Raw genomic sequence first — 20331 nt, 5'->3', positions numbered from 1 at the left:
GTGTCGCCACCCGCTTCGACAAGCTCGCCCGGAACTACCTCGCCGCGCTCCACCTCGCCGCCGCACGCCTCTGGGCGCGCAGTTACGAGTCCACGACCTAGCGCCAACCGGCGCAACCGACTGAAACAGCCAGGATATGTCCGCCCCTCCGGCCGCGTGCCATCCTCGGCCGGGATCGAGGGCAGCATGGCGGAAAGTGGCGACAGGCGGCCGATCGCGGCGCGCGAATTGACCATCACGCGGAAGCTGGCCGGCTGGCTGGTGGCGCGCGGGGCCTCGGCGGATGCCATTTCCGTCGCCGGCATGGTGGCGGGGCTGGCCGCAGGGCTGTGCCTGGCGCTGGTGCCGGATTGGCCGGAGGCGGGCTGGCAGCTGTGGCTGCTGGCCGCGCTGCTGATCCAGCTTCGCCTATTGGCGAACATGCTGGACGGTATGGTGGCGGTCGGGCGCGGCATCGCCTCGCCAGCCGGGGAATTGTTCAACGAGGTGCCGGACCGTGTCTCCGACACCGCCGCGCTGGTCGGCCTCGGCATCGCGGCCGGTGCGCCGGTGCTGGGCTGGGCGGCGGCGCTGGCGGCGATGGCCACCGCCTATGTCCGCACCGTGGGCCGCGCGGCGGGCGCGCCGAGCGACTTCCGCGGGCCGATGGCCAAGCCGCATCGCATGGCGCTGGCCACCGCCGTTGCCCTGTGGTGCGGGCTGGCGCCGGTCGCCTGGTCGGCGGGCGTGCCGGTGGTGGCGCTGTGGATCATCCTGGCGCTGTCCCTGCTGACCGCCTGGCGCCGGCTGCACGGCGCCTACCGCGTCCTGCGGGCGCGCCCATGAGCACGGCCTTCGCGCATCCCGTCACGGTCTGGATCGTCTCCGCCACCGTGGCCGTGGTGGCGGCGGCCGCCCTGGCGATCGGCCTGCTTTCCGTCAGCGGCAGGGTGCAACCGGCACTTCGGAAGGAGTTGTGGCTGCGGCTGGGGTCCTGGTGCGTGCTGCTGCCGTTGATGATCGGGCCGGTGCTGGCGGGGCGGGAATGGACCATCGGCGCGGTCACGCTGCTCGGGCTGCTCTGCTACCGCGAATATGCCCGGGCGACCGGGCTGTTCCGGGAAAGGCTGCTCTCGGCCGTGGTGGTGCTGGGCATCCTGGCGGTGAATTTCGCGGCGCTGGACCATTGGTACGGCTTCTTCGTCGCGCTCTGGCCATTGACCACCTGCGTGCTGGCGGTGGCCTCCATCCCGCTCGACCGGCCTGCGGGCTATGTGCAGCGCGTCGGCCTGGCGGTGCTGGGCTATATGCTGTTCGGCGCCGGCCTGGCGCATCTCGGCTATATGGCGAATGACGCGAATTACCGGCCGCTGGTGCTGCTGCTGCTGACCGCTGTGGCGCTGAACGACGTGGCCGCCTTCACCTGCGGCAAGCTGATCGGCGGGCCCAAGCTGCTGCCGGCGACCAGCCCGAACAAGACCATCTCCGGCGCGCTGGGCGCCGTGGTGGTCACGGCGAGCGTCGTGGCGCTTATCGGATCGGCGCTGTTCGGCGGCACCGGGATGCAGGCCTGGCACTGGCTGGCGCTGTTCGGCGTGCTGGTCAGCGTCGCCGGGCAGAGCGGCGACCTGATGCTGTCCTCCATCAAGCGGGACATCGGCATCAAGGATATGGGCGTGGTGCTGCCCGGACATGGCGGCATCCTGGACCGTTTCAACAGCCTGCTGCTGGTGGCCCCGGCGGTGTTCCACCTGATCCAGTATTTCATCGGCTTCGGCCTGGACCAGCCGGTGCGGCTGTTCACTGGCGGCGGCTGAGATGGAGTGGAAGCTGCGCCCCGCGCGCGACCTGGGCCTGGCGGCGGGCGACCGCTGGCGCAGCCTGAAGCGCGAACGCGGCCTGGTCGGCATGGCCGTGCACGGCGCCTGGCGCGCCCTGCTGCGGCTTTACTTCCGCCTGGCCCACCGCCTGGTGGTGCAGGGGCGGGAGAACCTGCCCCCGCCGCCCTTCGTCCTGGTCGCCAACCATTCCAGCCACCTGGATGCGCTGGTCCTGGCCGCGATGCTGCGCGGCGAGGCTGCGCGGTCCGCCCATGCCCTGGCGGCCGGGGAGGTGTTCTTCGGCAGCCGGGCCGGCGCGGCCTTCGCCGCCTATGCCATCAACGCCTTCCCGATCTGGCGCGGCCGCACGAAGCGCGGCGACCTGGCGACGCTGCGGGAACGCCTGGTGGAGGACCGGCTGGTCTATATCCTGTTCCCCGAGGGCACGCGCAGCCGGGATGGGCAGATGGGGCCTTTCCAGGCCGGGCTGTCCAGCATCGTCTCCGGCACCGGCGTGCCCGTGGTGCCCTGCTGGATCGAGGGTGCGCACGCCGCCTGGCCGCCGCAACGCCGCTGGCCGCGCCCCGGCCGCCTCTCGGTCCGAATTGGGCCGGCCCTGCCCAGCGAGGACCGCGCGGCGCTGACGGAAGCCTGCCGCGCGGCGGTGCAGCGCCTGTCCGGCGCGGGGTGACCGTCAGCCGATCTCGACCTCGCCGCCGCCCTCGACCCAGTCCTTGAAGCCACCGAGGTTGCGGACATCGGTATAGCCCATGTCCTTCAGCGTCTTGCCCGCCAGCGCGGAGCGGCCGCCGGAGGCGCAGTAGACGATGATGGTCTTGGCCCGGTCGAAGGCCGCGTCATGCAGCGGGCTTTCCGGATCGGCGCGGAATTCCAGCAGGCCGCGGGAGACGGCGAGCGCGCCCTTGGCCTTGCCGGAGGCCTTCACCTCCGCCGCGTCGCGCACATCCAGCAGCACGGTCTGCGGCTCCCCGGCCAGGACGCGGGCCTCGGCGGCGGAGATGCGCGGCACGGCGGCGTTGGCGGCGGCGAGCATGTCCTTGACGGTGGTCGGCATGATGGTGGGTTCCTCCGGTCGTGAAGTCAGAATCTCACACAGGCCTCCGCCGTCGTCACCATCACGCTTTCCTGCGCGAAGCGGGCGCGAAACAGGCGGATCACCGGGTCGATCCGCGCCAGCGCCTGCGCCGGGCTGGCGCCGGGCAGCGCCACCACCAGGATCTTGCTGCGTTCCCGCGCCAGCCGCCCGCCGGCGCCGCGCCACTGGCCGGCGCCATCCAGCACGGTCAGCCCATCGGGGAAGGCCGGCGTCACCACCTGGTCCATGAAGCCGGTCCAGGCGGGGTCATCCACCACCTCCGTCCCCTGGGCATTGCGGCCGAAATACCCCTCCAGCATCGTCGCTGACTGGGTGCCGGGCGGGCAGGCCGGCGGGGTGGTGGCGCAGGCCGTGAGCAGCAGGAGAAGGGGCAGGATTCGCATGGCCGGATGCTACGCCGTTCGCGCCGCGATGCGCAGCAGCAGCAGGCTGGCCAGCACGCCGATCGCCGCCAGCGCCAGTGCCGCCTCCGCCCCCACGGCGAAGAGCAGCGGCGCGAACAGGGCCGGCCCCAGCGCCATCGCCGCCGTCACCGGCGCCATCACCTGGCCGGCGACGGTTGCATAGCCATCCGTGCCATGCAGCTCGATCAGGCAGGCCGGGCGCATCACCGTCATGATGCCCGACGCCAGGCCGTAGCTCAGCACGAAGGCCGGCGCGGCGAGGGCGATGCCGATCGGCGCCACCAGCGGCATCAGCAGCGCCAGCGGCATCAGCAGCAGCGCGACGGAGGCGGTGGCGACGGCGCTGGCCCGCCCGCCGCCCACCACATCCAGCAGCCGCGCCGTCACCTGCGCCGGCCCGACCAGCGCGGCCCACCAGATGGCGCTGCCGCGTTCCAGGCCCAGCGCCTCCACCAGCAGCACCATATTGGCCAGGATGGCGCTGCCGGTCAGCGTCTGCATGGCGAAGGCGGCCGACAGCCAGCGCAGCCGCGGCGGCAGCTTGCCGCCGGCCACCCGCGCGGGCCTCGCGCCGCGCGGCGCCGCCGGCACGCAGGCCAGGTGCAGCGGCAGGGCCACCAGCAGGTGCACCACGGCCGAGGCCAGCACCGCGCCGCGCCAGCCGAACGCCGCCTCCGCCGCCGCCAGCGCCGGCCAGGTCACCACGGAGGACAGGCCGGAGGCCAGCGCCAGCAGCCCGAGCCGCCGCCGCGCCCGTTCCGCGCCCAGCGCCGCCAGCGCGGCATTGGCGGCCTCCGTCAGCGCCAGCGCCGCGGCCAGGCCCAGCACCAGGCAGGCCCCCAGCGCCTGCACCCAGTTTTCCGCGATTGCCAGCAGCCCCAGCCCCACGGCGAAGGTCACCGACCCGCAGGCCATCACCGGCCGCGCCCCATGCCGGTCGATCAGCCGCCCGACCCAGGGGGACAGCAACCCGGCCAGCCCGAGCAGCAGGGTGATGCCGAGGAAGGCCCGCCCCGGCGCCAGGCCGAGGTCGCGCTCCATCGCCGGCCCCAGCACGCCGGGCAGGAAATACGCCGTGCCCCAGCCCAGGATCTGCGTGACGCCGAGCGCCGCGAGGACCAGCCCGGGCCGCATCGGACTCAGGCCCCCGGCTTCAAGCGGTGGTGGCCAGCAGCACCACGCCGGCGGAGATCAGCCCGATCGCCATGATCTTGGCCAGGCCGAGGCTTTCCCCGAACATGCCCCAGCCGATCAGTGCGATGACCACGTAGCTCGCCGCCGTGCAGGGCAGGGCGACCGACATCGGGATTTTTCGCAGCGCGATGATATAGAGCAGCGCCGCGCCGCCATAGCAGCCCAGGCCCAGAACCGTCTGCCAGCGGAACAACTGGTCGATGAACCCGGCCTCCGCCGCGACGGAGCCCGAGGCGCCCGCCTTCAGCAGGATCTGCCCGACGAGGGAGGTGGTGATGGCGGTCGCGAGGGTCGCCCAGGCCGCGATCACTGGCCCGCGCCCCCCGCCCGCACGACGTCCCGCACCACGCCCTGCGGCTTGCCATTGGCCGAGAGGAAGGCACGGCCGACATACTCGCCGAGCACGCCGAGGATCAGGAACTGCACGCCGGCGACCAGCAGCGTGACCGTCATCATCGAGGCCCAGCCGGAGGGGGTTTCCCCGCTCAGCCCCTCGAACAGCACGATGGCGGCGGCGACCAGCCCGAACACGCCCATCGCAGCGCCGGCCAGGATCGCCAGCCGCAGCGGCAACACCGAGAAATTGGTGGCGAGGTTCAGCCACAGCAGCACCAGCCGCTTCAGCGTGTAGTTGGAGCGGCCCTCGGCGCGCGGCAGGTGCTTCACCTCGATGCTGTCGAGGCGCTGCGTCACCTGCATCAGCAGCCCGTCCACATAGGGGTAGGGCCCGCTGTATTTCGCCACTTCGCGCACCGCCATGGCGCTCATGCAGCGGAAGGACGACAGGTACAGGCCCTTCGGCTTGTCCAGCAGCATGTCCGCCACGCCATTGGCGAAGCGGCTGCCGAGGTTGCGCCAGCCCTCATGCTCCTTCTTGGCGTAGCGGGTATAGACCACGTCCCAGCCACCTAGGCGGGCATGGTCGTACAGCCGCACCACCTCCTCCGGCGGGTTCTGCAGGTCGTCGTCCATGGTGATGACGTAGGCGCCGCGGGCCTGGCGCAGGCCGGACATGACGGCGTTGTGCTCGCCGAAGTTGCGGGCATGCTCGACATAGACCAGTGGTACCGTGGCGGTCGCCGCCAGGGCGCGGCAGACCTCGGCTGAATTGTCCGGACTGCCGTCATTCACCAGGATGATCTCCAGCCCCCCCGCCGGTCGCAGCGCGGACAGCGCCTCGACCAGTGCGCCGACCGTGAGCGCGCCGCGATAGACCGGGACGACGATCGACAGGCCCACCGGCGCGGCGCCGGGCTGCGCCAAGCCAGAAGACAATCCCGCAGTTGGTCCTGCTTCGGAAGCACCGGCGCGCCGGGCCATGGTCTCAGTCACGTCGCATACTCCGTCAGGGCCGCGTGCCGATGACGAGGACGGAACCGCCGCCGGGCATGGGGATGCCCGCGCCGCCGATCCGCCGCTCGATCTCCGAGACGGCGTGCAGGGTCTTGTCGATCCAGGGGGGGAAGTGGGCCACGTCGCTGGGCGCATCGGCGCGGGCCTGCAGCACCTTCCGTTGCAGGGCCATCAGCGGCAGCAGCAGGCCGTTCCAGTAGCGGGCGGAAACCTGGGTGAAGCCGGCCTCCTCCAGCAGCGCGCGGGCGCTGCCGGCGGTGTAGCGGCGCGCGGTATGCACCCGGGCGTCATGCGCGCTGCGCAGCCATTCATAGGCCGGCAGGTTCAGCACCACCGTGCCGCCGGGGCGCAGCACGCGGTGCAGCTCCGCCATGCCGCGGGCCGGGTCCACGCCGGCATGGCAGATCACGTCGATCGAGACCGCGGCGCCGAAGCTGGCATCGGCGAAGGGCAGCGCATTGGCATCCCCCGCCGCCACCGGCCGGTTCGCCTTCTGCTGCGCCCGGCGCGCGGCATCGGCCATGTATTCCAGGCCGATCGCCGGTCGGTCCGGCATGTGCTGCGCCAGGCGCAGCAGGAAGCCGCCCGTGCCGCAGCCGGCATCGAGCACGGGGCCGGCGGCGCCGGGGCGGGTGTGGAGCGCGTCGAGGACCCGGGCATGGGCGGCCCGGAACCACCACATGCCGTCCTCGGCAGCGTCCATCAATGCGTATTCTGCGGGTTCCACCACGCCCTTGTGACGCCGCACCGGGGCAACCGCAAGGCAGCCGCGCGGCGGTGGTGAGGCGGCCCTTCCACCGGAGGTGCGGTGCCCCCTGCACCGGGGGATGCGGCGCACCCTGAACCCGCAGCTGCGGCGGCCCGTGCGAGGCATGCGGGGCAGCCCTGCCGCATGCGCGCCGCAATGCGGTTGCACCTTGTGGCAAGCCCGCCGAGGATGCGGTCGCCGTGAACCCTCCATGACCCCGAAACCTCGCCCCAAGCCGAAGCCCGCCATCGCCAAGGCCGCACCCGCGCCTCGCCTGTTCAGCCCCGCCGAGCCGGCGAACTGGGCACGGCTGCTGCGTGCCCTGGCCGTGGTTCCGGCGCTCGGCTTCCTGCTGGTGGTGCTGACGCCGCCGCTGAACCACGATGTCGCCGCCATCCTGAACTTCGCCGAGCGCTGGGTCGCCGGTGAATCGCTGTTCCGCGACCTGATCGACGTGAACCCGCCGCTGATCTTCGTGCTGGCGGCGATCCCGGCACTGATCGACCGCTTCACGCCGCTCGATATCGTGCAGTCCTGGCTGATCTGCGTGGTGGGCTGCTGCGTCCTGGCCTGGCGGCTATGCGCGCGGCTGCGCCAGGGCATCGAGGAAGGCCCGGTCGAGACCGCGGCGCTGGACGCGCTGATCCCGCTGATAATCGTCATGGTCGCCTACGATGTGGGCCAGCGGGAACACCTGATGGGGCTGTTCGCGCTGCCCTACGCCATGCTGGCGGCGCGCCGGGCGCAAGGCATCCCGACGCCGGGCGGGGTGGCGCTGACGGTGACCATCGCCGCGGCGCTGGGCTTCGCGCTGAAGCCGCATTTCCTGGCGGTGCCGGCGCTGGTGGAGGCGCTGGTCCTGCTGCATCGCGGCCCGGCGGCGGCGCTGCGCGACCGGCTGCCCTGGCTGATGGCCGGGATCTGGCTGCTGTACCTGGCCAGCCTGCCGGTGTTCTTCCCGGATTACCTCGGCTTCGTCGTGCCGCTGGTGATGGATTTCTACCTCGACAATGGCGGCATCGGCTTCTTCGACGTGCTGTTCACCAACCAGCTCGGCCCGGCGCTGGTCGCCCTGCTGGTGACGCTGCCGCTGCTGGCGTGGAAGGGCGCCGGAGTGCCGGCGCGCATGCTGGCGGCGGTTGCGGTCGGCGGCCTGCTTTCGGCCTGGGTGCAGCATAAGGGCTGGTCCTACCACGTGGTGCCGATGGCGATGGCCACGGCGCTGATGGCGTGCTGGGCGGTGGCCCGCTGGTTCGACCGCGCCCTGCCGCCCGGCCGCGCGGCGGAGGCAGCCCCGGCCCTGGCGCTGGCCCTGGTGGTGGCGGTGGCGGCGGTGCATGTGCGCGGGGAAAGCCCGTGGCGGCAGATCTGGTACGCCAGCCTGGCGGAAGGCCAGCTCACCGCGACGCTGAAGCGGGAGGTGGCCGGGGAACGGCTGCTGGTGCTCTCGCCCGACATCTACCCGGTCTATCCGGCGCTGAACTACGCCCGCGCAAGGTCCACGCTGCGCACCATGAACCTGTGGCTGCTGATCGGCGCCTATCCCGGCTGCCCCGAGGGCGCCCCCCGCTACCGCGAGCCTTGGGAGATGTCGCGGCCCGAATTCCTGGTCTATCGCACCGTGGCGGAGGATTTCGCCCGCGCCCCGCCGGGCGCCGTGCTGGTCGCGAAGAATTCCGGCATCCCGCGCTGCGGCGCAGAGGATTTCGACCCGATCGCCTATTTCTCCCGCCACCCCGCCTTCGCCGAGACCTGGCGGCACTACACGCGGGTGGTGCACATGAATACCTACCTTCTCTACGTTCGCGAGGATTGATGTCGCATCAGGATTACGTCGGCCGCACCGAGACTCGCGAGGACCGGCTGGACCCGAGATTGCTGCGCGGGATGGCCGCCACCCTCGGCCGCAAGGTGCCCACGGAATTGCCGCCGCTGTGGCACTGGATGCTGTTCCAGGACTGGGTGATGCCGGACCAGATCGGCCCGGATGGCCACCCGAAGCGCGGCGGCTTCCTGCCGCCGGTGCACGACCTGCCACGCCGCATGTGGGCCGGCGGGCGGCTGCGCTTCCACCCGGTGCCGCTACATGTGGACGACACGGTGACGCGCACCAGCACCATCCTGAAGGTCACCGAGAAATCCGGCGGATCGGGTCGGCTGGTCTTCGTCACCGTCGGCCACCTGCTGCACGGCCCCGCCGGCCTGGCGCTGGAGGAGGAGCAGGACATCGTCTATCGCGGTGCGGAAGGCGCCGCCGTGAAGGCCGCCCCCGCCGCCGAGCCCTGGCCGGGCGCCGCCACCGCCACGGTGCTGCCCGATCCCGTCATGCTGTTCCGCTACTCGGCGCTGACCGGCAACGGCCACCGCATTCACTACGACCACCCCTATGTGACGGGGGAGGAAGGCTATCCCGGCCTGGTGGTGCATGGCCCGTTGCAGGCGACGCTGATGGCGCAGCACGCGCTGGACCACGCACCCGGCCAGCGCCTGCACAGCTTCGCCTTCCGCGGCCGTCGCCCGACCTTCGACAGCCGCCCCCTGACCCTGCTCGGCAAGGTCGAGGGCGAGCAGGTACTGTTGGAGACGCGTGACGAATCCGGCGCCACCTGCATGCAGGCCGAAGCGGTACTGGCCCCGGCGGTTGGCTGACCGACAACCGGGCGCGGCGGCGGCGCGCATTCTGCCGCTGCTGCCGCTGACCCAGGACACGCTGCGCGGCATCGCCATCATCGTTGCCGGCTATACCGTGATCTCCGCCGCCGATGCCGCGGTGAAATGGGCGCTGCCCGAGGTCGGCGTGGCCGTCGCGATGATCTGGCGCGGCGTCTTCGGCATGCTGGCGATCGCGCTGCTGGTGCGCGGGCGCGGCCTGGCCCCGGTCCGCAAGCCGCTGCTGGCGCTGCGGTCGCTGCTGCATTGCGTGGTGACCGTGGCCTTCTACATGGCCTGGTTCAACGCCTTCCCGCTCGGCGCGTCCTATGCCGTGAACGCCGCCGCGCCGCTGATCATGACGCTGCTGGCGATTCCGCTGCTGGGGGAGAAGGTGGGCTGGCGGCGCTGGACCAGCACCTGCGTCGGCTTCGCCGGCGTGATGATCATCCTGCAACCCGGCGGCGAGTTGTGGCGGTGGGAAGCGGCGATGCTGCTGGCCGGCGCCGCGACGCTCGGCCTGACGCGGATCTGGACCCGCGTGCTGGCGGCCACCGACACGCCGCAGACCATCGCCTTCTGGCTGCTGGCGGCGCATGTGCCGGTGGGTTTCCTGCTGCTGCCGGTGTTCCCGCCGCTCGGGCCGCTGGTGCCGCGCTGGGACATCTTCCTGTGCCTGGCCTTCCTCGGCATGGCGAACGGGTTCGCGCATCTGCTGTTCTCGCGCGCCTTCGCCATCGCGCCGGTCTCGGCGCTGGCGCCCTACGAGTACACCACGCTGCTCTGGGGCGGGGTGCTGGGCTTCCTGATCTGGGCGGAGGTGCCGGCCTGGAACACGGTGGCCGGCGCCGTCGTCGTCATCGCCGCCGGGCTGTACAACCTGCACCGGGAACAGGTGCGGCGTCGCGAGGATCGCGCGGCGATGGTGCGCGAGGATCGCGCGGCGATGGTGCGCGAGGATCGCGCGGTGAAGGTGCGCGAGGATCGTGCGGCGGCTGGCCGTGGGGATCGTGCCGCGGCGGAGGGGCCACGCTGATGGCACTCCGGCACGACCCCAAGCGCGGCGTGATCTACATGCTGGCCGCCTGCGCCCTGTTCGCGGCGATGAGCGTGCTGGTGAAGGAACTGTCCGACCGGGTCCACTTCCTCGAACAGATGTTCTTCCGCGGCTTCTTCGCCCTGCCGGTGGTGATGCTGATCGTGCTGCGCCGCATCGGGCTGCGTGGCGACATCGTCGGCACGCTGCGCACCAAGCGCTTCCCGGGCCATGTGCTGCGTGCGCTGACCGGCACGGCGGCGCAGGCCTGTTCCTTCTTCGCCCTCGGCCTGCTGCCGCTGGCCGAGCACACGGCGCTGACCAACACCACGCCGCTTTTCGTCACGCTGCTGTCGATTCCGCTGCTGGGCGAGAAGGTCGGCATCCATCGTGGCGGCGCGGTGCTGGCGGGCTTCCTCGGCATCATGGTCATCGCGCTCGGCCAGGGCGCCTTCACCGGTGATTTCGGCGGCGCGGCGCGCTGGGGGATGGTGGCGGCGCTGGCGCATGGCATGTTCTCGGCGGGCACCACCATGCTGGTACGGACGCTGTCCTCCACCGAGACCTCCGGCACCATCGTGCTGTGGCAGTCGCTGCTGATGACGCTGTTCAGCCTGTTCTGGCTGCCCTTCGTCTGGGTCACGCCGGGGCCGCTGGACCTGATGATGCTGATCGCCATCGGCCTGATCGGCGGCGCCGCGCAGGTGCTGCTGACGGAAGCCTGGGCCAGCGCGCAGGTCAGCTTCCTGGCGCCCTATTCCTATTCGTCACTGCTCTGGGCGGTGCTGTTCGGCTGGGTTGCCTTCGGCGACGTGCCGGGCCTCTCGACGCTGGGCGGCGCGGCGGCCATCGTGCTGGCCAGCCTGTACATCATGCACCGCGAGATCGTGCTCCGAGGAAAGAAGCGATGAGCATCCCCTTTTTGCGCGACGATCCACTGGCGCCCGGCGTGGTGGCGGAGGTGGCACCCGGCGTGCGGCGCATCCTGTGCAACAATCCCGGCCCCTTCACCTGGCGCGGCACCAACACCTGGCTGATCGGCCAGGGCCGCGTGGCGGTGCTGGACCCCGGGCCGGCGAATGCCGCGCAGCTCGCCGCCATCCTGCGCGCGACGGAAGGGGAGACCATCACCCACATCCTGGTCAGCCACACGCATCGCGACCATTCCCCGGGCGTTGCCGCGCTGCAGGCGGCGACCGGTGCGCGCAGCTACGGCTTCGGTCCGCACCTGACCCCGCCGGACCAGGGCGGGGAGGGCGGCGACCACGGCTTCACCCCCGATGTCACGCTCGCCGACGGCGCGGTGGTGGAGGGCGATGAATTTCGTCTGGCCGCCATCCATACGCCGGGGCATTGCGCAAACCACCTGTGCTTCGCGCGGGAGGACGGCGTGGTGTTCAGCGCCGACCATGTGATGAGCTGGTCCACCACCGTGGTCAGCCCGCCGGATGGCGACATGGCGGCCTACATGGCCTCCCTGTCCAAGCTGGCTTCGCGCGAGGCGCATCTGTACCTGCCCGGCCACGGCCCGCCCTTGCCGAACCCGGCGCCCTTCGTCGCCGCGCTGGCCGCGCATCGGCTGGAGCGGGAGGCGAAGGTGCTCGATGCACTGCGCGCTGCCCGCCGGGCAACGGCGCTGGAGCTGGTGCCGCCGGTCTATGGCCCGGTGCTGGAGCCGCGCCTGGTGCCCGCGGCCGCACGCAGCCTGCTGGCGCATCTGCTGAAACTGGTGGCCGAGGGGCAGGCCGCGCAGGAGGGGGACTGGTTCGAGCCGCGCTGACACGCCCAGGGGGAGGGTGGGGTGAGAGGGCTTCAGCCGTCGCTCAGCCGATTGTCCTGCCCCCGGAACACGATCCGCGGCCGTTCCGCCCGCTTCTCCGCCGGCACCTCCAGCCACTCCGCGAACTCGGTCAGGATCTTGGCCGTGATATCCGCCAGCTTCGCCGACCGCGCCGCGCTCAGCTTGTACCAGTCCAGACCCTCAAGCTCCCCAGACCCGCTGATCTCGCCGCGCACCGCCTCCGCGGGTGCGATCAGGAATCGTGCATTGAAGCGCATGCTGCGGGTCGTCGGCGTCACCGCGCGGCAGAGGTAATCCAGCGGCGCGAGGTCGGCGAGCAGCCGCGTGCCCTTCATCTCGCCGAGCAGCAGCCCGGTTTCCTCGTACAATTCGCGCACCGCGGCCACGCCCAGCGCCCGCGCCAGCGACGGCTTCGCCCGATGCGCCAGCAGCCCGAAGGTCTCCGGCTTCATCTCGGACAGCGCCTTCACGCCGTGGTCGCCGCGGTCCACCCGGCCACCCGGAAAAACCAGGATGCTCGGCATGAACTTGTGCTTGGCGTGGCGCATGCCCATCAGGATCTCGGGCTCGCCCGAGCCTTGCCGCCAGACGATCAGGCTGGCCGCATGGCGCGGCACCACGGTGCGCTTGCGCGGCGCCGGGATCAGGTCGCCGGTGCCGCCGGGATTGTCGGCCGTTGCGTCAGCCAAGGTTGATGCCCCTCGTCGCCAGCCAGGCCCGGAAATTCGCTCGTTCCGGCACGGAGAGCTGCCGCGCCGCATTCTCGGACCAGGTGCAGCCTTCCGGCTTCGGCCCGTGCACCTCCGGGTAGCGCGGCTTGCCGGGCGGGCGCAGCGCATCATAGCCGGGCAGGGCGGCGGCCAGGCCGCTATCGTCGTAGGCTTCGCGATGCACCACGACCGAAGGCGGCAGGCGCGGCGATGTCTCGTTGCGCGCGGCGGGAAAGCCCAGCGTCAGCCCGGCCAGCGGGAAGACGCCTTCCGGCAGCCCGAACAGCCCCTGCACCAGCGCCAGGTTGTTGCGGACATAGGAAATCGGGCAGGTGCCGAGCCCCGCCGCCTCCGCCGCCATGATGCAGAACCCCATGGCGAGCGCGGCATCGGCCGAGGCGTTCAGGAAGGTGTCGATGCTGTCATTGGCATGGGTGCGGCCATGCTCCGCACAGACCTGCCGGCCGCGCCGGATATCGCCGCAGAACAGCAGCAGCACCGGTGCATCCTTGATCCAGGGCATGGTGCCGATGGCATCCGCCACCTGCGCGATCTTTCCCGAATTGCGCGTGACCAGGATGGAGTACTGCTGCAAATCGGACTTCGCCGGGGCCGATTGCGCGCCGGCCAGAACCAGGTCCAGCAGCGCATCCGGCACCGGGTCCGGCCGGTAGCGGCGCGTCACCCGCCGGTCCAGAAGCAGCGCCAGGCCGGGGGGGATCTCCGCCGGCGGGGTGAAGGGCAGGGCGCCGTAGCGGGCGCGGATCAGGGCTTCGGCATCCATGATCCGCAGCCTGCCATGACAACTACCGCAGCACCACCCAGGCATCGGCCACGGTGACACCCTCGCCGGGCCGGCCGACGATCAGCGGGTTGATCTCCGCCTCCGCCACCTGCTCGACGCCGGCGAGGCGGGAGGCCGCGACCACGGCCTGGGCCAGCGCCTCCAGATCGCCGAGCGGCAGGTTGCGCCAGCCGGAGAGCGGCTTCAGCGCGCGCACCTCCGCGATCATCTCCCGCGCCGTCTCCAGATCCACCGGGGCCAGACGCAGGGCGATGTCGCGGTGCAGTTCGGAGAGCACGCCGCCGGCGCCGAGCAGCACCACCGGCCCCACCTCCGGGTCGCGCCGGAAGCCGAGGATGGCCTCCGCCAGACCCTTCGCCATGGGCTGCACCAGCAGGCCGGTGATCTTCGCCTGCGGCGCCGCCGCCGTGACGCGGGCGCGCATGGAAGCCGCCGCATCGCGCAGTGCCGCCGCATCGGCGATGTTCAGCGCCACGCCGCCGACTTCCGTCTTATGCGCGAGGTCCGGCGACAGGATCTTCAGCGCGACCGGATAGCGCAGGCCCTCGGGAGGGGTGTCCTGCATGACGGCGAAGGGCGAATCGAGGCCCAGCGCGGCGAAGACCCCGCGCGCATCGGCCTCATCCGGCCGTGCCGGCAGGGGGATGGCGGGCGGGGCCGTCTCGATCCCGTCGCGCGGCGCCTGCCAGGCGCAATAGGCATTGATGCAATCCGCCGCGCTTTCGGCCGTGCGGAAGGCGGCGATGCCCGCCTCCGCCAGCAGGCGCAGGGACGCTTCGGCCTGCGGCGCGAGGAAGGCCGCGACAGGCTTGCCGGGGATCTTCGTGCCCTCGACGATGCCGGCCACCGCATCCTTCGGCCGGAACTGGGCCGAGCTGCCGATGACGGCGAGCACCAGGTCCGTATCCTCCGCCGCGCGCAGCGCATCCAGCGCTGCCATCACGCGATCCGGCCGCGCGCCGGCCAGCGTCAGGTCCAGCAGCCGCGCATGGGTGCCGAATTTCGCGGCCTCCAGTTTCGCCGCGGCCTTCGCATCGGGCTTGCGTGCCTCGATGCCCAGCACGCCGAGCGCATCGACGGCCAGCGCGCCGCCGCCGCCCGTCGTCGTCATCACGCTGACCGCGCGATGGCTGTGCGCGGGCGCGCGCCGGCCGGCGACCAGGAGCGGCAGTTCCAGCAGGGATTCCAGCATCGAGACGCGCAGGATTCCATGCGCGCGGAAGAAGGCATCCGCCGCCGCATCGCTGCCCGCCAGGGCGCCGGTATGGCTGGTCGCGAGCTCCGCGCCAAAGGGGCTGCGGCCGAGCTTCAGCGCGATGATCGGCTTGCGCAGCTCGCGCGCCTTGGCGGCGGCCGCGGCCATCTGTTCCGGCGCGCGAATCGCCTCCAGGAACAGCGCCACCGCATCGACATCCGGGTCATCCAGCAGCAGGGAGGCGATCTCCCCCGCCGTCAGATCCGCCTCGTTCCCCGTGCCGATGAGGTGCGAGAAGCCGAGGCCCCGCGCCGCGCCGCGCGACAGCAGCGCACCCATCATGGAGCCGGATTGGGAGACCAGCGCGACGCGCCCGGCCGGCAGATCCTCCGCCTCCAGCGCCGCATTGGTGGTCAGCGCCGTGCGGGCGTTGAGGTTGACGATGCCCATGGAATTCGGCCCGAGCACACGCATGCCGCTGCCCTGCGCCGCCGCCAGGACACGCGCCTGCAGCGCGGCGCCCTCCGGCCCCGCCTCCGCGAAACCATCGGCCAGCACGCAGGCCACCGGAATGCCGCGCGCCGCGCAGGCCACGACCTGCGCTTCGACATTGTCGGTGCCGAGCAGGATATAGGCGAAGTCGATCTCGCCCGGGATATCGGCCAGCGAGGCAAAGGCGCGTTCGCCCAGCACCGATTCCGCACGCGGATTCATGGGGAAGAGTTCGCCCGTGAATCCGTGGCGGCGCAGATAGCGCTGCGGCCGCGCCGTCAGCCGCTGTTCGTCGGCGGAGGCGCCGATCAGGGCGATGCGGCGCGGGTTGAGCAAGGCTTGCGCGAGGCTCATGCCTTGGGCGGCCGCTGCGAGAAGCTGCGGCCGAAGACGCCCTCGGCGATGCGGTTCTTCATCACCTCCAGGCTGCCGCCGGCGATCATCCAGCCGCGCGTCTTGCGCACGCAGTATTCGATCAGCAGGTCCTGGCTGTAGCCGGTGCCGCCCATGACCTGCATGGATTCATTCGAGCACATCCAGCCGGCCTGGTTGCAGGCGTACTTCGCCATGGCGACGTCCTGCGCATCCGGCAGCCCACCCTTCGCACGGACCGCCGCGCGGTACAGCAGAAGCTGCGCGCTATCCAGCGCCACGCGCATCTCGGCGAACTTCCATTGCAGGCCCTGAAACTCCATCAGCGCCCGGCCGAACTGTTTCCTTTGTTCGGCATGCGCCTTGGCCTGCCGGAAGCAGTATTCGCCGAGTGCCAGCGCGCGGGTCGTATTGCCCGCACGCTCCACGTTGAAGCCTGCGATCTGCTTGCGGAATCCACCCTCGCCCAACAACAGGTTCTCGTCGGGCACGAAGACATTATCAAAGTACAGCGCGCACCAGGTTTCGCCATTCATGTAGCGGCTGGGCTGGCCGAGCCGGAACCCCTCCATCCCGCGCTCCAGCAGGACGGAGCCGATGCCGTTCACGCCCGGTCCGAACCGGCAATAGATGACGAAGACGCCGGCATCCTCGGTGTTGGAGGTAAAGACCTTGCCGCCATTCAGCAGGTAGCCGCCCTGCACCTTGGTCGCCGTGGTCTTCAGGTCGGTCAGCGCGGAGCCTGCATCCGGCTCCGTCATGCCGACCGCGGCGATGGTCTCGCCACGCAGCAGCGGCTCGAAGTAGCGCTTCTTCTGGTCCGGCGTCGCGTATTCGGCGAAGGTGCGAAAGGCGCCGAAATTGCCGGCCTGCAGCACATCGGCGCTGCGCGGGCAGACATAGGCGATCTGCTCCATGGCCAGGATCGCATCGAACAGCGTGCCGCCCTGGCCGCCGTCTTCCTCCGGCACCATGATGCCGAACAACCCGTTCTCGGCCATCAGCTTGGCGACATCCCAGGGGAAGCGCTCGTCATGCGCGCGGGCCAGCGCGTCCTTGGCCAGGTGCTGCTCGGCGAAGCGGCGGACGGAATCCTGGAACGCGACCTGTTCCTCGGTGAGTGAAAAATCCATCAGACGGGGTCCCAGGAAAAGACGTCGCCGGAGCGATCGAGCGGCAGGAAGTGGCTGCGAAGGGCGGGCAGGGCGGTCTCGGCAATGGTTTCCGGCGTCCAGCCCTCGCCACGATGGGTGGAGCGGATCGGCCGCGGCTGGCTGAACAGGAACAGCTCGTTGTGACGTGCGGCGAAGATCTGCCCCGTCACGTCCTTCGCGGCGTCGGAGGCGAGGAACACGGCCAGCGGCGCGTTCTTGTCCGGCGTCATCTGCTGCAGCCGCGCCACGCGGGCCTTCTCGGCCTCGGTGGAGGAGGGGATGGAGCTGGTCATGCGCGACCAGGCGAAGGGCGCGATGCAGTTGGACCGCACGCCGAAACGCTGCATGTCCAGCGCGATCGACTTCGACAGCGCCGCCACGCCGAGCTTCGCCGCGGAGTAGTTTGCCTGGCCGAAATTGCCGATCAGCCCCGATGTCGACGTCATGTGCACATAGGCGCCGCTGCCCTGCTTGCGGAACTGCTCCGCGGCCGCGCGGGACACGAAGAACGACCCGTTCAGATGCACATTGATGACCGCCAGCCATTCCTCCGGCGACATCTTATGAAAAATCTGATCCCGCAGGATGCCGGCGTTGTTCACGACGATGTCGATGCGCCCGAAAGCGTCCATCGCCTGCGCCACGATCCGCTGCGCGCTGCCCCATTCCGCCACGCTGTCGGTGTTCGCCACCGCCTTGCCGCCGCGCTGGTGGATGATGGCCACCGTCTGCTCACCGGGGGTTGCAGAGGTCGGGCCCTCGCCGGTCAGGCTGGCGCCGATATCGTTCACCACCACGGAGGCGCCGGCCAACGCCATGGCGAGCGCAATCTCCCGCCCGATCCCGCCGCCCGCCCCGGTGACGATCGCCACCTTGCCTTCGAGCATCATCCGTTGCCTCCTATCCGTGCAGCCCGCTTCTAATCCCCCGCCGAAGGGGCGTGAAGCCGGGTTGCCGCATCACGGGGGTGCCCTAAACTCAAGCCTGGATACAAGTGGGGGACATGGTGGCCTTCGTGGAGCTGGATGGGGTCGGCATGACCTTCCGCGGGCGCACCGGCGCCTATGAGGCGGTGCGCGACTTCAACCTGGAGTTGTCCGAAGGCGAGTTCTTCTGCCTGCTGGGCACCTCCGGTTGCGGCAAGACCACCGTGATGAACATGCTGGCGGGCTTCGATACGCCCACCGCCGGCCAGATCCGGCTGGAGGGCAAGCCCGTGCGCGGCCCGGGCGCGGATCGCGGCGTGGTCTTCCAGGGCCACGACAGCCTGTATGACTGGCTGACGGCACGCGACAACATCGCCTTCGGCCTGCGCCTGCGCGGCATGGGGGCTCGCGAGCGCCGCGCGGTGGCGGACCGCTTCCTCAACATGGTCGGGCTGACCGGGCAGGGGGGCAAGCACCCCTCGGAACTGTCCGGCGGCATGAAGCAGCGCATCCAGATCGCCCGCGCTTTGGCGAACGACCCGCGCATGCTGCTGATGGACGAGCCGTTCGGCGCGCTGGATGCGATGACGCGGGCGGTGCTGCAGGCCGAACTGTCCCGCATCTGGTCGGAGAACCGGAAGACGGTGCTGTTCATCACCCATGACATCGAGGAAGCCTGTGCGCTCGCCACCCGCGTCGGCGTGATGAAGCGCGGCCCGGGCGGCACGCTGAAGGCGGTGGTGCCGATCGACCTACCCTTTCCGCGCGAACGCACCTCCGACGCCTTCATGGCCAGCTTCCGCCAGGTGCATGAGCTGATCCATGCGGAGATCCACCCCCATGCATAGCCGGACCGCCACCGTCATCGGCTATGTGCTGGGCTTCGCGCTGCTGTTCGTCATCTGGCACCTGGCCTCGCAGTACCTGGTCAGCTCCGTGCTGTTCCCCTCGCCTTTCCCGGTCTTCGAGCGCGGCTGGGTGCTGCTGGAGGAAGGGCTGCTGCAGGAATCCGTCTGGGCTTCGATGCGCCGCATCATCCAGGGCTTTCTTCTCGGCTCGGCCATCGGCATTCCGATCGGCCTGGCGATCGGCAGCTTCCGGCCCGTGCGGCTGCTGCTGGAACCCTGGACGGAGTTTTTTCGGTTCATCCCCGCCGTCGCGATGATCACAGTCTCGGTCATCTGGTTCGGCATCGGGGAGGAGAGCAAGATCTTCCTGATTGCCTATACCACCGTCTTCGTCGTGGTGATCGCCACTGCGGCCGGTGTCGGCGCGGTGGGGCGGGACAAGATCCGCGCGGCGCAATGTCTCGGCGCCAACAAGCTGCAGGTCTTCGCGCTCGTCGCCCTGCCGGCGACGGTGCCCTACATCCTGACCGGCATGCGGCTGGCGATGGCGAATGCCTTCGTCACCATCGTGGCGGCGGAGCTCGTCGCCAGCAATGACGGGCTCGGCAAGATGCTGTGGGATGCGCGGCTGTTCATGCAGGTGGAGGACATCTTCGTGGCGCTGATCTCGCTCGGCCTTCTGGGCTTCGCGACGGACCGCGTGTTTCGCCTGCTGATCCGCGCCTTCGCGGGCCGTTTCAACCCGACCATGTGACAAACAGGGAGAACAAGAACATGCTTCGCCGAACCCTTCTCGCCGCCGGTGGCGCCGCACTCGCGGCCCCCGCCTTCGCCCAGAACGCGCCGATCAAGATGACCATCGCGACCGGCGTAGACCCGTCCTTCGCGCCCTATTACGTCGCGCGGGAGGGTGGCTTCTTCACCCGCAACGGGCTGGACGTGACGGTGAACACCGGCCCCTCCGGCTCCGCCATGGTGGCCTTCCTGATCGGCAACCAGATCAACTCCGCCTATGGCGCCGAACAGGCCGGCGTCTCCGCGCATCTGGTCGATCCCAACGTGGTGGCCGTTGCGGAAGGCACCGCGCTGCTGCGCTGGATCAGCGTGCTCGGCCGCAACATCGAGAACATGGAAGGGCTCAAGGGCAAGAAGGTCGGCGTCGCGCGCGGCACCGGCAGCGAGACCTTCTGGCTGTCCGTCGTCTCCAAGCTGAACCTGAACCCGGCCGACTACACCATCGTCAATGTCGAGGCGCCGGAGATGGTGGCGGCGCTGGAGCGCGGCAACATCGACGCCTTCGCGGTGTGGGAGCCCTGGCCGACCCGCGCCATGCGCGCCATTCCGAACACCAAGATCCTCGTCTCCAACGAGCAGATCCAGATCGTCCGCAACTTCGTCTATATGAACAAGGGCTGGGCGCAGTCCAACATGGAGGCGACGACGCGGCTGATGCGGTCGCTGATCCAGGCGCAGGAGTACATTGCCTCCAACCCGAATGAGGCCGCCGCTCAGGTCGCCCGGTTCCTGCGCCAGGACCGCGCCTTCATCGCGGAGCTGATGACCAAGGTCGAGTACAAGATGAACCTGACGCCGGACAGCGTCGGCAACATCCAGCTCGCCATCGACCAGCTGCGCGGCATGGGCAAGCTGTCCAAGGAAGTGACGCCGGCCGAGGTGATCTGGAAGGAACCCCTCGCCGCCGCCGCCGCCGGCCGCGTGCAGATCTGA

22 protein-coding genes are annotated in these 20331 nt (G+C 70.5%); 11 read left to right on the top strand and 11 right to left on the bottom strand.

Annotation, left to right across the window (positions count from 1 at the left end; translation table 11 throughout):
• Positions 1-186 precede the first annotated feature (186 nt).
• From HB662_RS19565 to HB662_RS19555, 3 genes are read left to right on the top strand one after another with little or no spacing between them, the layout of a single operon-like run.
• On the top strand, positions 187-825 hold the full coding sequence (locus tag HB662_RS19565) for a CDP-alcohol phosphatidyltransferase family protein (RefSeq protein WP_168051768.1): 639 nt from the start codon (positions 187-189) through the stop codon (positions 823-825).
• The gene (locus HB662_RS19560) at positions 822-1796 is read left to right on the top strand and encodes a phosphatidate cytidylyltransferase (RefSeq protein WP_168051766.1); all 975 of its coding nucleotides are present in this window, start codon (positions 822-824) and stop codon (positions 1794-1796) included. The genes HB662_RS19565 and HB662_RS19560 overlap by 4 nt, the downstream gene beginning before the upstream one ends.
• 1 nt (position 1797) lies before the next feature.
• Positions 1798-2490: a lysophospholipid acyltransferase family protein gene (locus tag HB662_RS19555; protein ID WP_168051764.1), complete on the top strand. Its 693-nt coding sequence runs from the start codon at positions 1798-1800 to the stop codon at positions 2488-2490.
• Between the two features lie 3 nt (positions 2491-2493).
• Here the strand turns inward: HB662_RS19555 and HB662_RS19550 are convergent, their stop codons facing one another.
• From HB662_RS19550 to HB662_RS19525, 6 genes are all read right to left on the bottom strand, one after another.
• Positions 2494-2874, bottom strand: coding sequence for a rhodanese-like domain-containing protein (locus HB662_RS19550; RefSeq protein WP_168051762.1), 381 nt, complete (start codon positions 2872-2874; stop codon positions 2494-2496).
• Positions 2875-2900: 26 nt separating this feature from the next.
• Entirely contained in the window at positions 2901-3299 is a 399-nt protein-coding gene (locus HB662_RS19545; RefSeq protein WP_168051760.1) for a DUF3574 domain-containing protein, read from the bottom strand.
• Positions 3300-3308: 9 nt separating this feature from the next.
• Positions 3309-4454 (bottom strand): MFS transporter, encoded by a 1146-nt coding sequence (locus tag HB662_RS19540; RefSeq protein WP_168051758.1) that lies wholly within the window; start codon positions 4452-4454, stop codon positions 3309-3311.
• Between the two features lie 19 nt (positions 4455-4473).
• Complete coding sequence (locus HB662_RS19535) at positions 4474-4824, bottom strand: EamA family transporter (protein WP_168051756.1); 351 nt, start codon at positions 4822-4824, stop codon at positions 4474-4476.
• Positions 4821-5777: a glycosyltransferase family 2 protein gene (locus HB662_RS19530; RefSeq protein ID WP_245185734.1), complete on the bottom strand. Its 957-nt coding sequence runs from the start codon at positions 5775-5777 to the stop codon at positions 4821-4823. Before HB662_RS19530 ends, HB662_RS19535 begins: the two co-directional genes overlap by 4 nt.
• An 82-nt stretch (positions 5778-5859) precedes the next feature.
• Positions 5860-6570, bottom strand: a complete 711-nt coding sequence (locus HB662_RS19525; protein ID WP_209443364.1) for a class I SAM-dependent methyltransferase — start codon at positions 6568-6570, stop codon at positions 5860-5862.
• 256 nt (positions 6571-6826) lie between these two features.
• On the opposite strand from HB662_RS19525, the gene HB662_RS19520 reads away from it, so the two are divergent.
• From HB662_RS19520 to HB662_RS19500, 5 genes are read left to right on the top strand one after another with little or no spacing between them, the layout of a single operon-like run.
• On the top strand, positions 6827-8431 hold the full coding sequence (locus tag HB662_RS19520; protein WP_168051754.1) for a hypothetical protein: 1605 nt from the start codon (positions 6827-6829) through the stop codon (positions 8429-8431).
• On the top strand, positions 8431-9264 hold the full coding sequence (locus tag HB662_RS19515; RefSeq protein WP_168051752.1) for an FAS1-like dehydratase domain-containing protein: 834 nt from the start codon (positions 8431-8433) through the stop codon (positions 9262-9264). Before HB662_RS19520 ends, HB662_RS19515 begins: the two co-directional genes overlap by 1 nt.
• Positions 9257-10300, top strand: a complete 1044-nt coding sequence (locus HB662_RS19510) for a DMT family transporter (protein WP_245185733.1) — start codon at positions 9257-9259, stop codon at positions 10298-10300. Before HB662_RS19515 ends, HB662_RS19510 begins: the two co-directional genes overlap by 8 nt.
• On the top strand, positions 10300-11211 hold the full coding sequence (locus tag HB662_RS19505) for a DMT family transporter (protein ID WP_168051750.1): 912 nt from the start codon (positions 10300-10302) through the stop codon (positions 11209-11211). The genes HB662_RS19510 and HB662_RS19505 overlap by 1 nt, the downstream gene beginning before the upstream one ends.
• Positions 11208-12080: an MBL fold metallo-hydrolase gene (locus tag HB662_RS19500; protein WP_168051748.1), complete on the top strand. Its 873-nt coding sequence runs from the start codon at positions 11208-11210 to the stop codon at positions 12078-12080. The genes HB662_RS19505 and HB662_RS19500 overlap by 4 nt, the downstream gene beginning before the upstream one ends.
• 32 nt (positions 12081-12112) lie before the next feature.
• Here the strand turns inward: HB662_RS19500 and HB662_RS19495 are convergent, their stop codons facing one another.
• Genes HB662_RS19495 through HB662_RS19475 form a run of 5 tightly spaced genes read right to left on the bottom strand, consistent with a single transcriptional unit; the run spans position 12113 to position 17719 of the window.
• Entirely contained in the window at positions 12113-12790 is a 678-nt protein-coding gene (locus HB662_RS19495; RefSeq protein ID WP_245185732.1) for an NUDIX hydrolase, read from the bottom strand.
• Positions 12783-13595 (bottom strand): nitroreductase family protein, encoded by an 813-nt coding sequence (locus HB662_RS19490; protein WP_168051744.1) that lies wholly within the window; start codon positions 13593-13595, stop codon positions 12783-12785. The genes HB662_RS19495 and HB662_RS19490 overlap by 8 nt, the downstream gene beginning before the upstream one ends.
• 22 nt (positions 13596-13617) lie before the next feature.
• Complete coding sequence (locus tag HB662_RS19485; RefSeq protein WP_168051742.1) at positions 13618-15657, bottom strand: acetate--CoA ligase family protein; 2040 nt, start codon at positions 15655-15657, stop codon at positions 13618-13620.
• Positions 15654-16808, bottom strand: coding sequence for an acyl-CoA dehydrogenase family protein (locus HB662_RS19480; RefSeq protein ID WP_168051740.1), 1155 nt, complete (start codon positions 16806-16808; stop codon positions 15654-15656). The genes HB662_RS19485 and HB662_RS19480 overlap by 4 nt, the downstream gene beginning before the upstream one ends.
• Positions 16808-17719: an SDR family NAD(P)-dependent oxidoreductase gene (locus tag HB662_RS19475; protein ID WP_168051738.1), complete on the bottom strand. Its 912-nt coding sequence runs from the start codon at positions 17717-17719 to the stop codon at positions 16808-16810. Before HB662_RS19475 ends, HB662_RS19480 begins: the two co-directional genes overlap by 1 nt.
• Before the next feature lie 113 nt (positions 17720-17832).
• Between HB662_RS19475 and HB662_RS19470 the strand changes: the two genes are divergently transcribed.
• The 3 genes from HB662_RS19470 to HB662_RS19460 are packed head-to-tail and all read left to right on the top strand — an operon-like array spanning position 17833 to position 20331.
• On the top strand, positions 17833-18603 hold the full coding sequence (locus HB662_RS19470; protein WP_209443363.1) for an ABC transporter ATP-binding protein: 771 nt from the start codon (positions 17833-17835) through the stop codon (positions 18601-18603).
• A complete protein-coding gene (locus HB662_RS19465; protein WP_168051736.1) occupies positions 18596-19357 on the top strand; it encodes an ABC transporter permease in 762 nt (253 codons plus the stop codon). Before HB662_RS19470 ends, HB662_RS19465 begins: the two co-directional genes overlap by 8 nt.
• Before the next feature lie 20 nt (positions 19358-19377).
• On the top strand, positions 19378-20331 hold the full coding sequence (locus HB662_RS19460; RefSeq protein WP_168051734.1) for an ABC transporter substrate-binding protein: 954 nt from the start codon (positions 19378-19380) through the stop codon (positions 20329-20331).

The organism is Falsiroseomonas frigidaquae (assembly GCF_012163145.1).
GTDB classification, from domain to species: domain Bacteria; phylum Pseudomonadota; class Alphaproteobacteria; order Acetobacterales; family Acetobacteraceae; genus Falsiroseomonas; species Falsiroseomonas frigidaquae.
Note: the sequence above shows the minus strand (reverse complement) of the source record. Positions and strands in the feature narration are given on the sequence as shown.

Excerpts from the sequence above, each read along its gene's own strand:
- HB662_RS19555 (WP_168051764.1), top strand. The coding sequence starts at position 1,798 with ATGGAGTGGAAGCTGCGCCCCGCGCGCGACCTGGGCCTGGCGGCGGGC.
- HB662_RS19515 (WP_168051752.1), top strand. The coding sequence starts at position 8,431 with ATGTCGCATCAGGATTACGTCGGCCGCACCGAGACTCGCGAGGACCGG.
- HB662_RS19520 (WP_168051754.1), top strand. The coding sequence starts at position 6,827 with ATGACCCCGAAACCTCGCCCCAAGCCGAAGCCCGCCATCGCCAAGGCC.
- HB662_RS19560 (WP_168051766.1), top strand. The coding sequence starts at position 822 with ATGAGCACGGCCTTCGCGCATCCCGTCACGGTCTGGATCGTCTCCGCC.
- HB662_RS19470 (WP_209443363.1), top strand. The coding sequence starts at position 17,833 with ATGGTGGCCTTCGTGGAGCTGGATGGGGTCGGCATGACCTTCCGCGGG.
- HB662_RS19525 (WP_209443364.1), bottom strand. The coding sequence starts at position 6,570 with ATGGACGCTGCCGAGGACGGCATGTGGTGGTTCCGGGCCGCCCATGCC.
- HB662_RS19475 (WP_168051738.1), bottom strand. The coding sequence starts at position 17,719 with ATGATGCTCGAAGGCAAGGTGGCGATCGTCACCGGGGCGGGCGGCGGG.
- HB662_RS19500 (WP_168051748.1), top strand. The coding sequence starts at position 11,208 with ATGAGCATCCCCTTTTTGCGCGACGATCCACTGGCGCCCGGCGTGGTG.
- HB662_RS19565 (WP_168051768.1), top strand. The coding sequence starts at position 187 with ATGGCGGAAAGTGGCGACAGGCGGCCGATCGCGGCGCGCGAATTGACC.
- HB662_RS19460 (WP_168051734.1), top strand. The coding sequence starts at position 19,378 with ATGCTTCGCCGAACCCTTCTCGCCGCCGGTGGCGCCGCACTCGCGGCC.
- HB662_RS19505 (WP_168051750.1), top strand. The coding sequence starts at position 10,300 with ATGGCACTCCGGCACGACCCCAAGCGCGGCGTGATCTACATGCTGGCC.
- HB662_RS19540 (WP_168051758.1), bottom strand. The coding sequence starts at position 4,454 with ATGCGGCCCGGGCTGGTCCTCGCGGCGCTCGGCGTCACGCAGATCCTG.
- HB662_RS19485 (WP_168051742.1), bottom strand. The coding sequence starts at position 15,657 with ATGAGCCTCGCGCAAGCCTTGCTCAACCCGCGCCGCATCGCCCTGATC.
- HB662_RS19550 (WP_168051762.1), bottom strand. The coding sequence starts at position 2,874 with ATGCCGACCACCGTCAAGGACATGCTCGCCGCCGCCAACGCCGCCGTG.
- HB662_RS19465 (WP_168051736.1), top strand. The coding sequence starts at position 18,596 with ATGCATAGCCGGACCGCCACCGTCATCGGCTATGTGCTGGGCTTCGCG.
- HB662_RS19480 (WP_168051740.1), bottom strand. The coding sequence starts at position 16,808 with ATGGATTTTTCACTCACCGAGGAACAGGTCGCGTTCCAGGATTCCGTC.
- HB662_RS19545 (WP_168051760.1), bottom strand. The coding sequence starts at position 3,299 with ATGCGAATCCTGCCCCTTCTCCTGCTGCTCACGGCCTGCGCCACCACC.
- HB662_RS19490 (WP_168051744.1), bottom strand. The coding sequence starts at position 13,595 with ATGGATGCCGAAGCCCTGATCCGCGCCCGCTACGGCGCCCTGCCCTTC.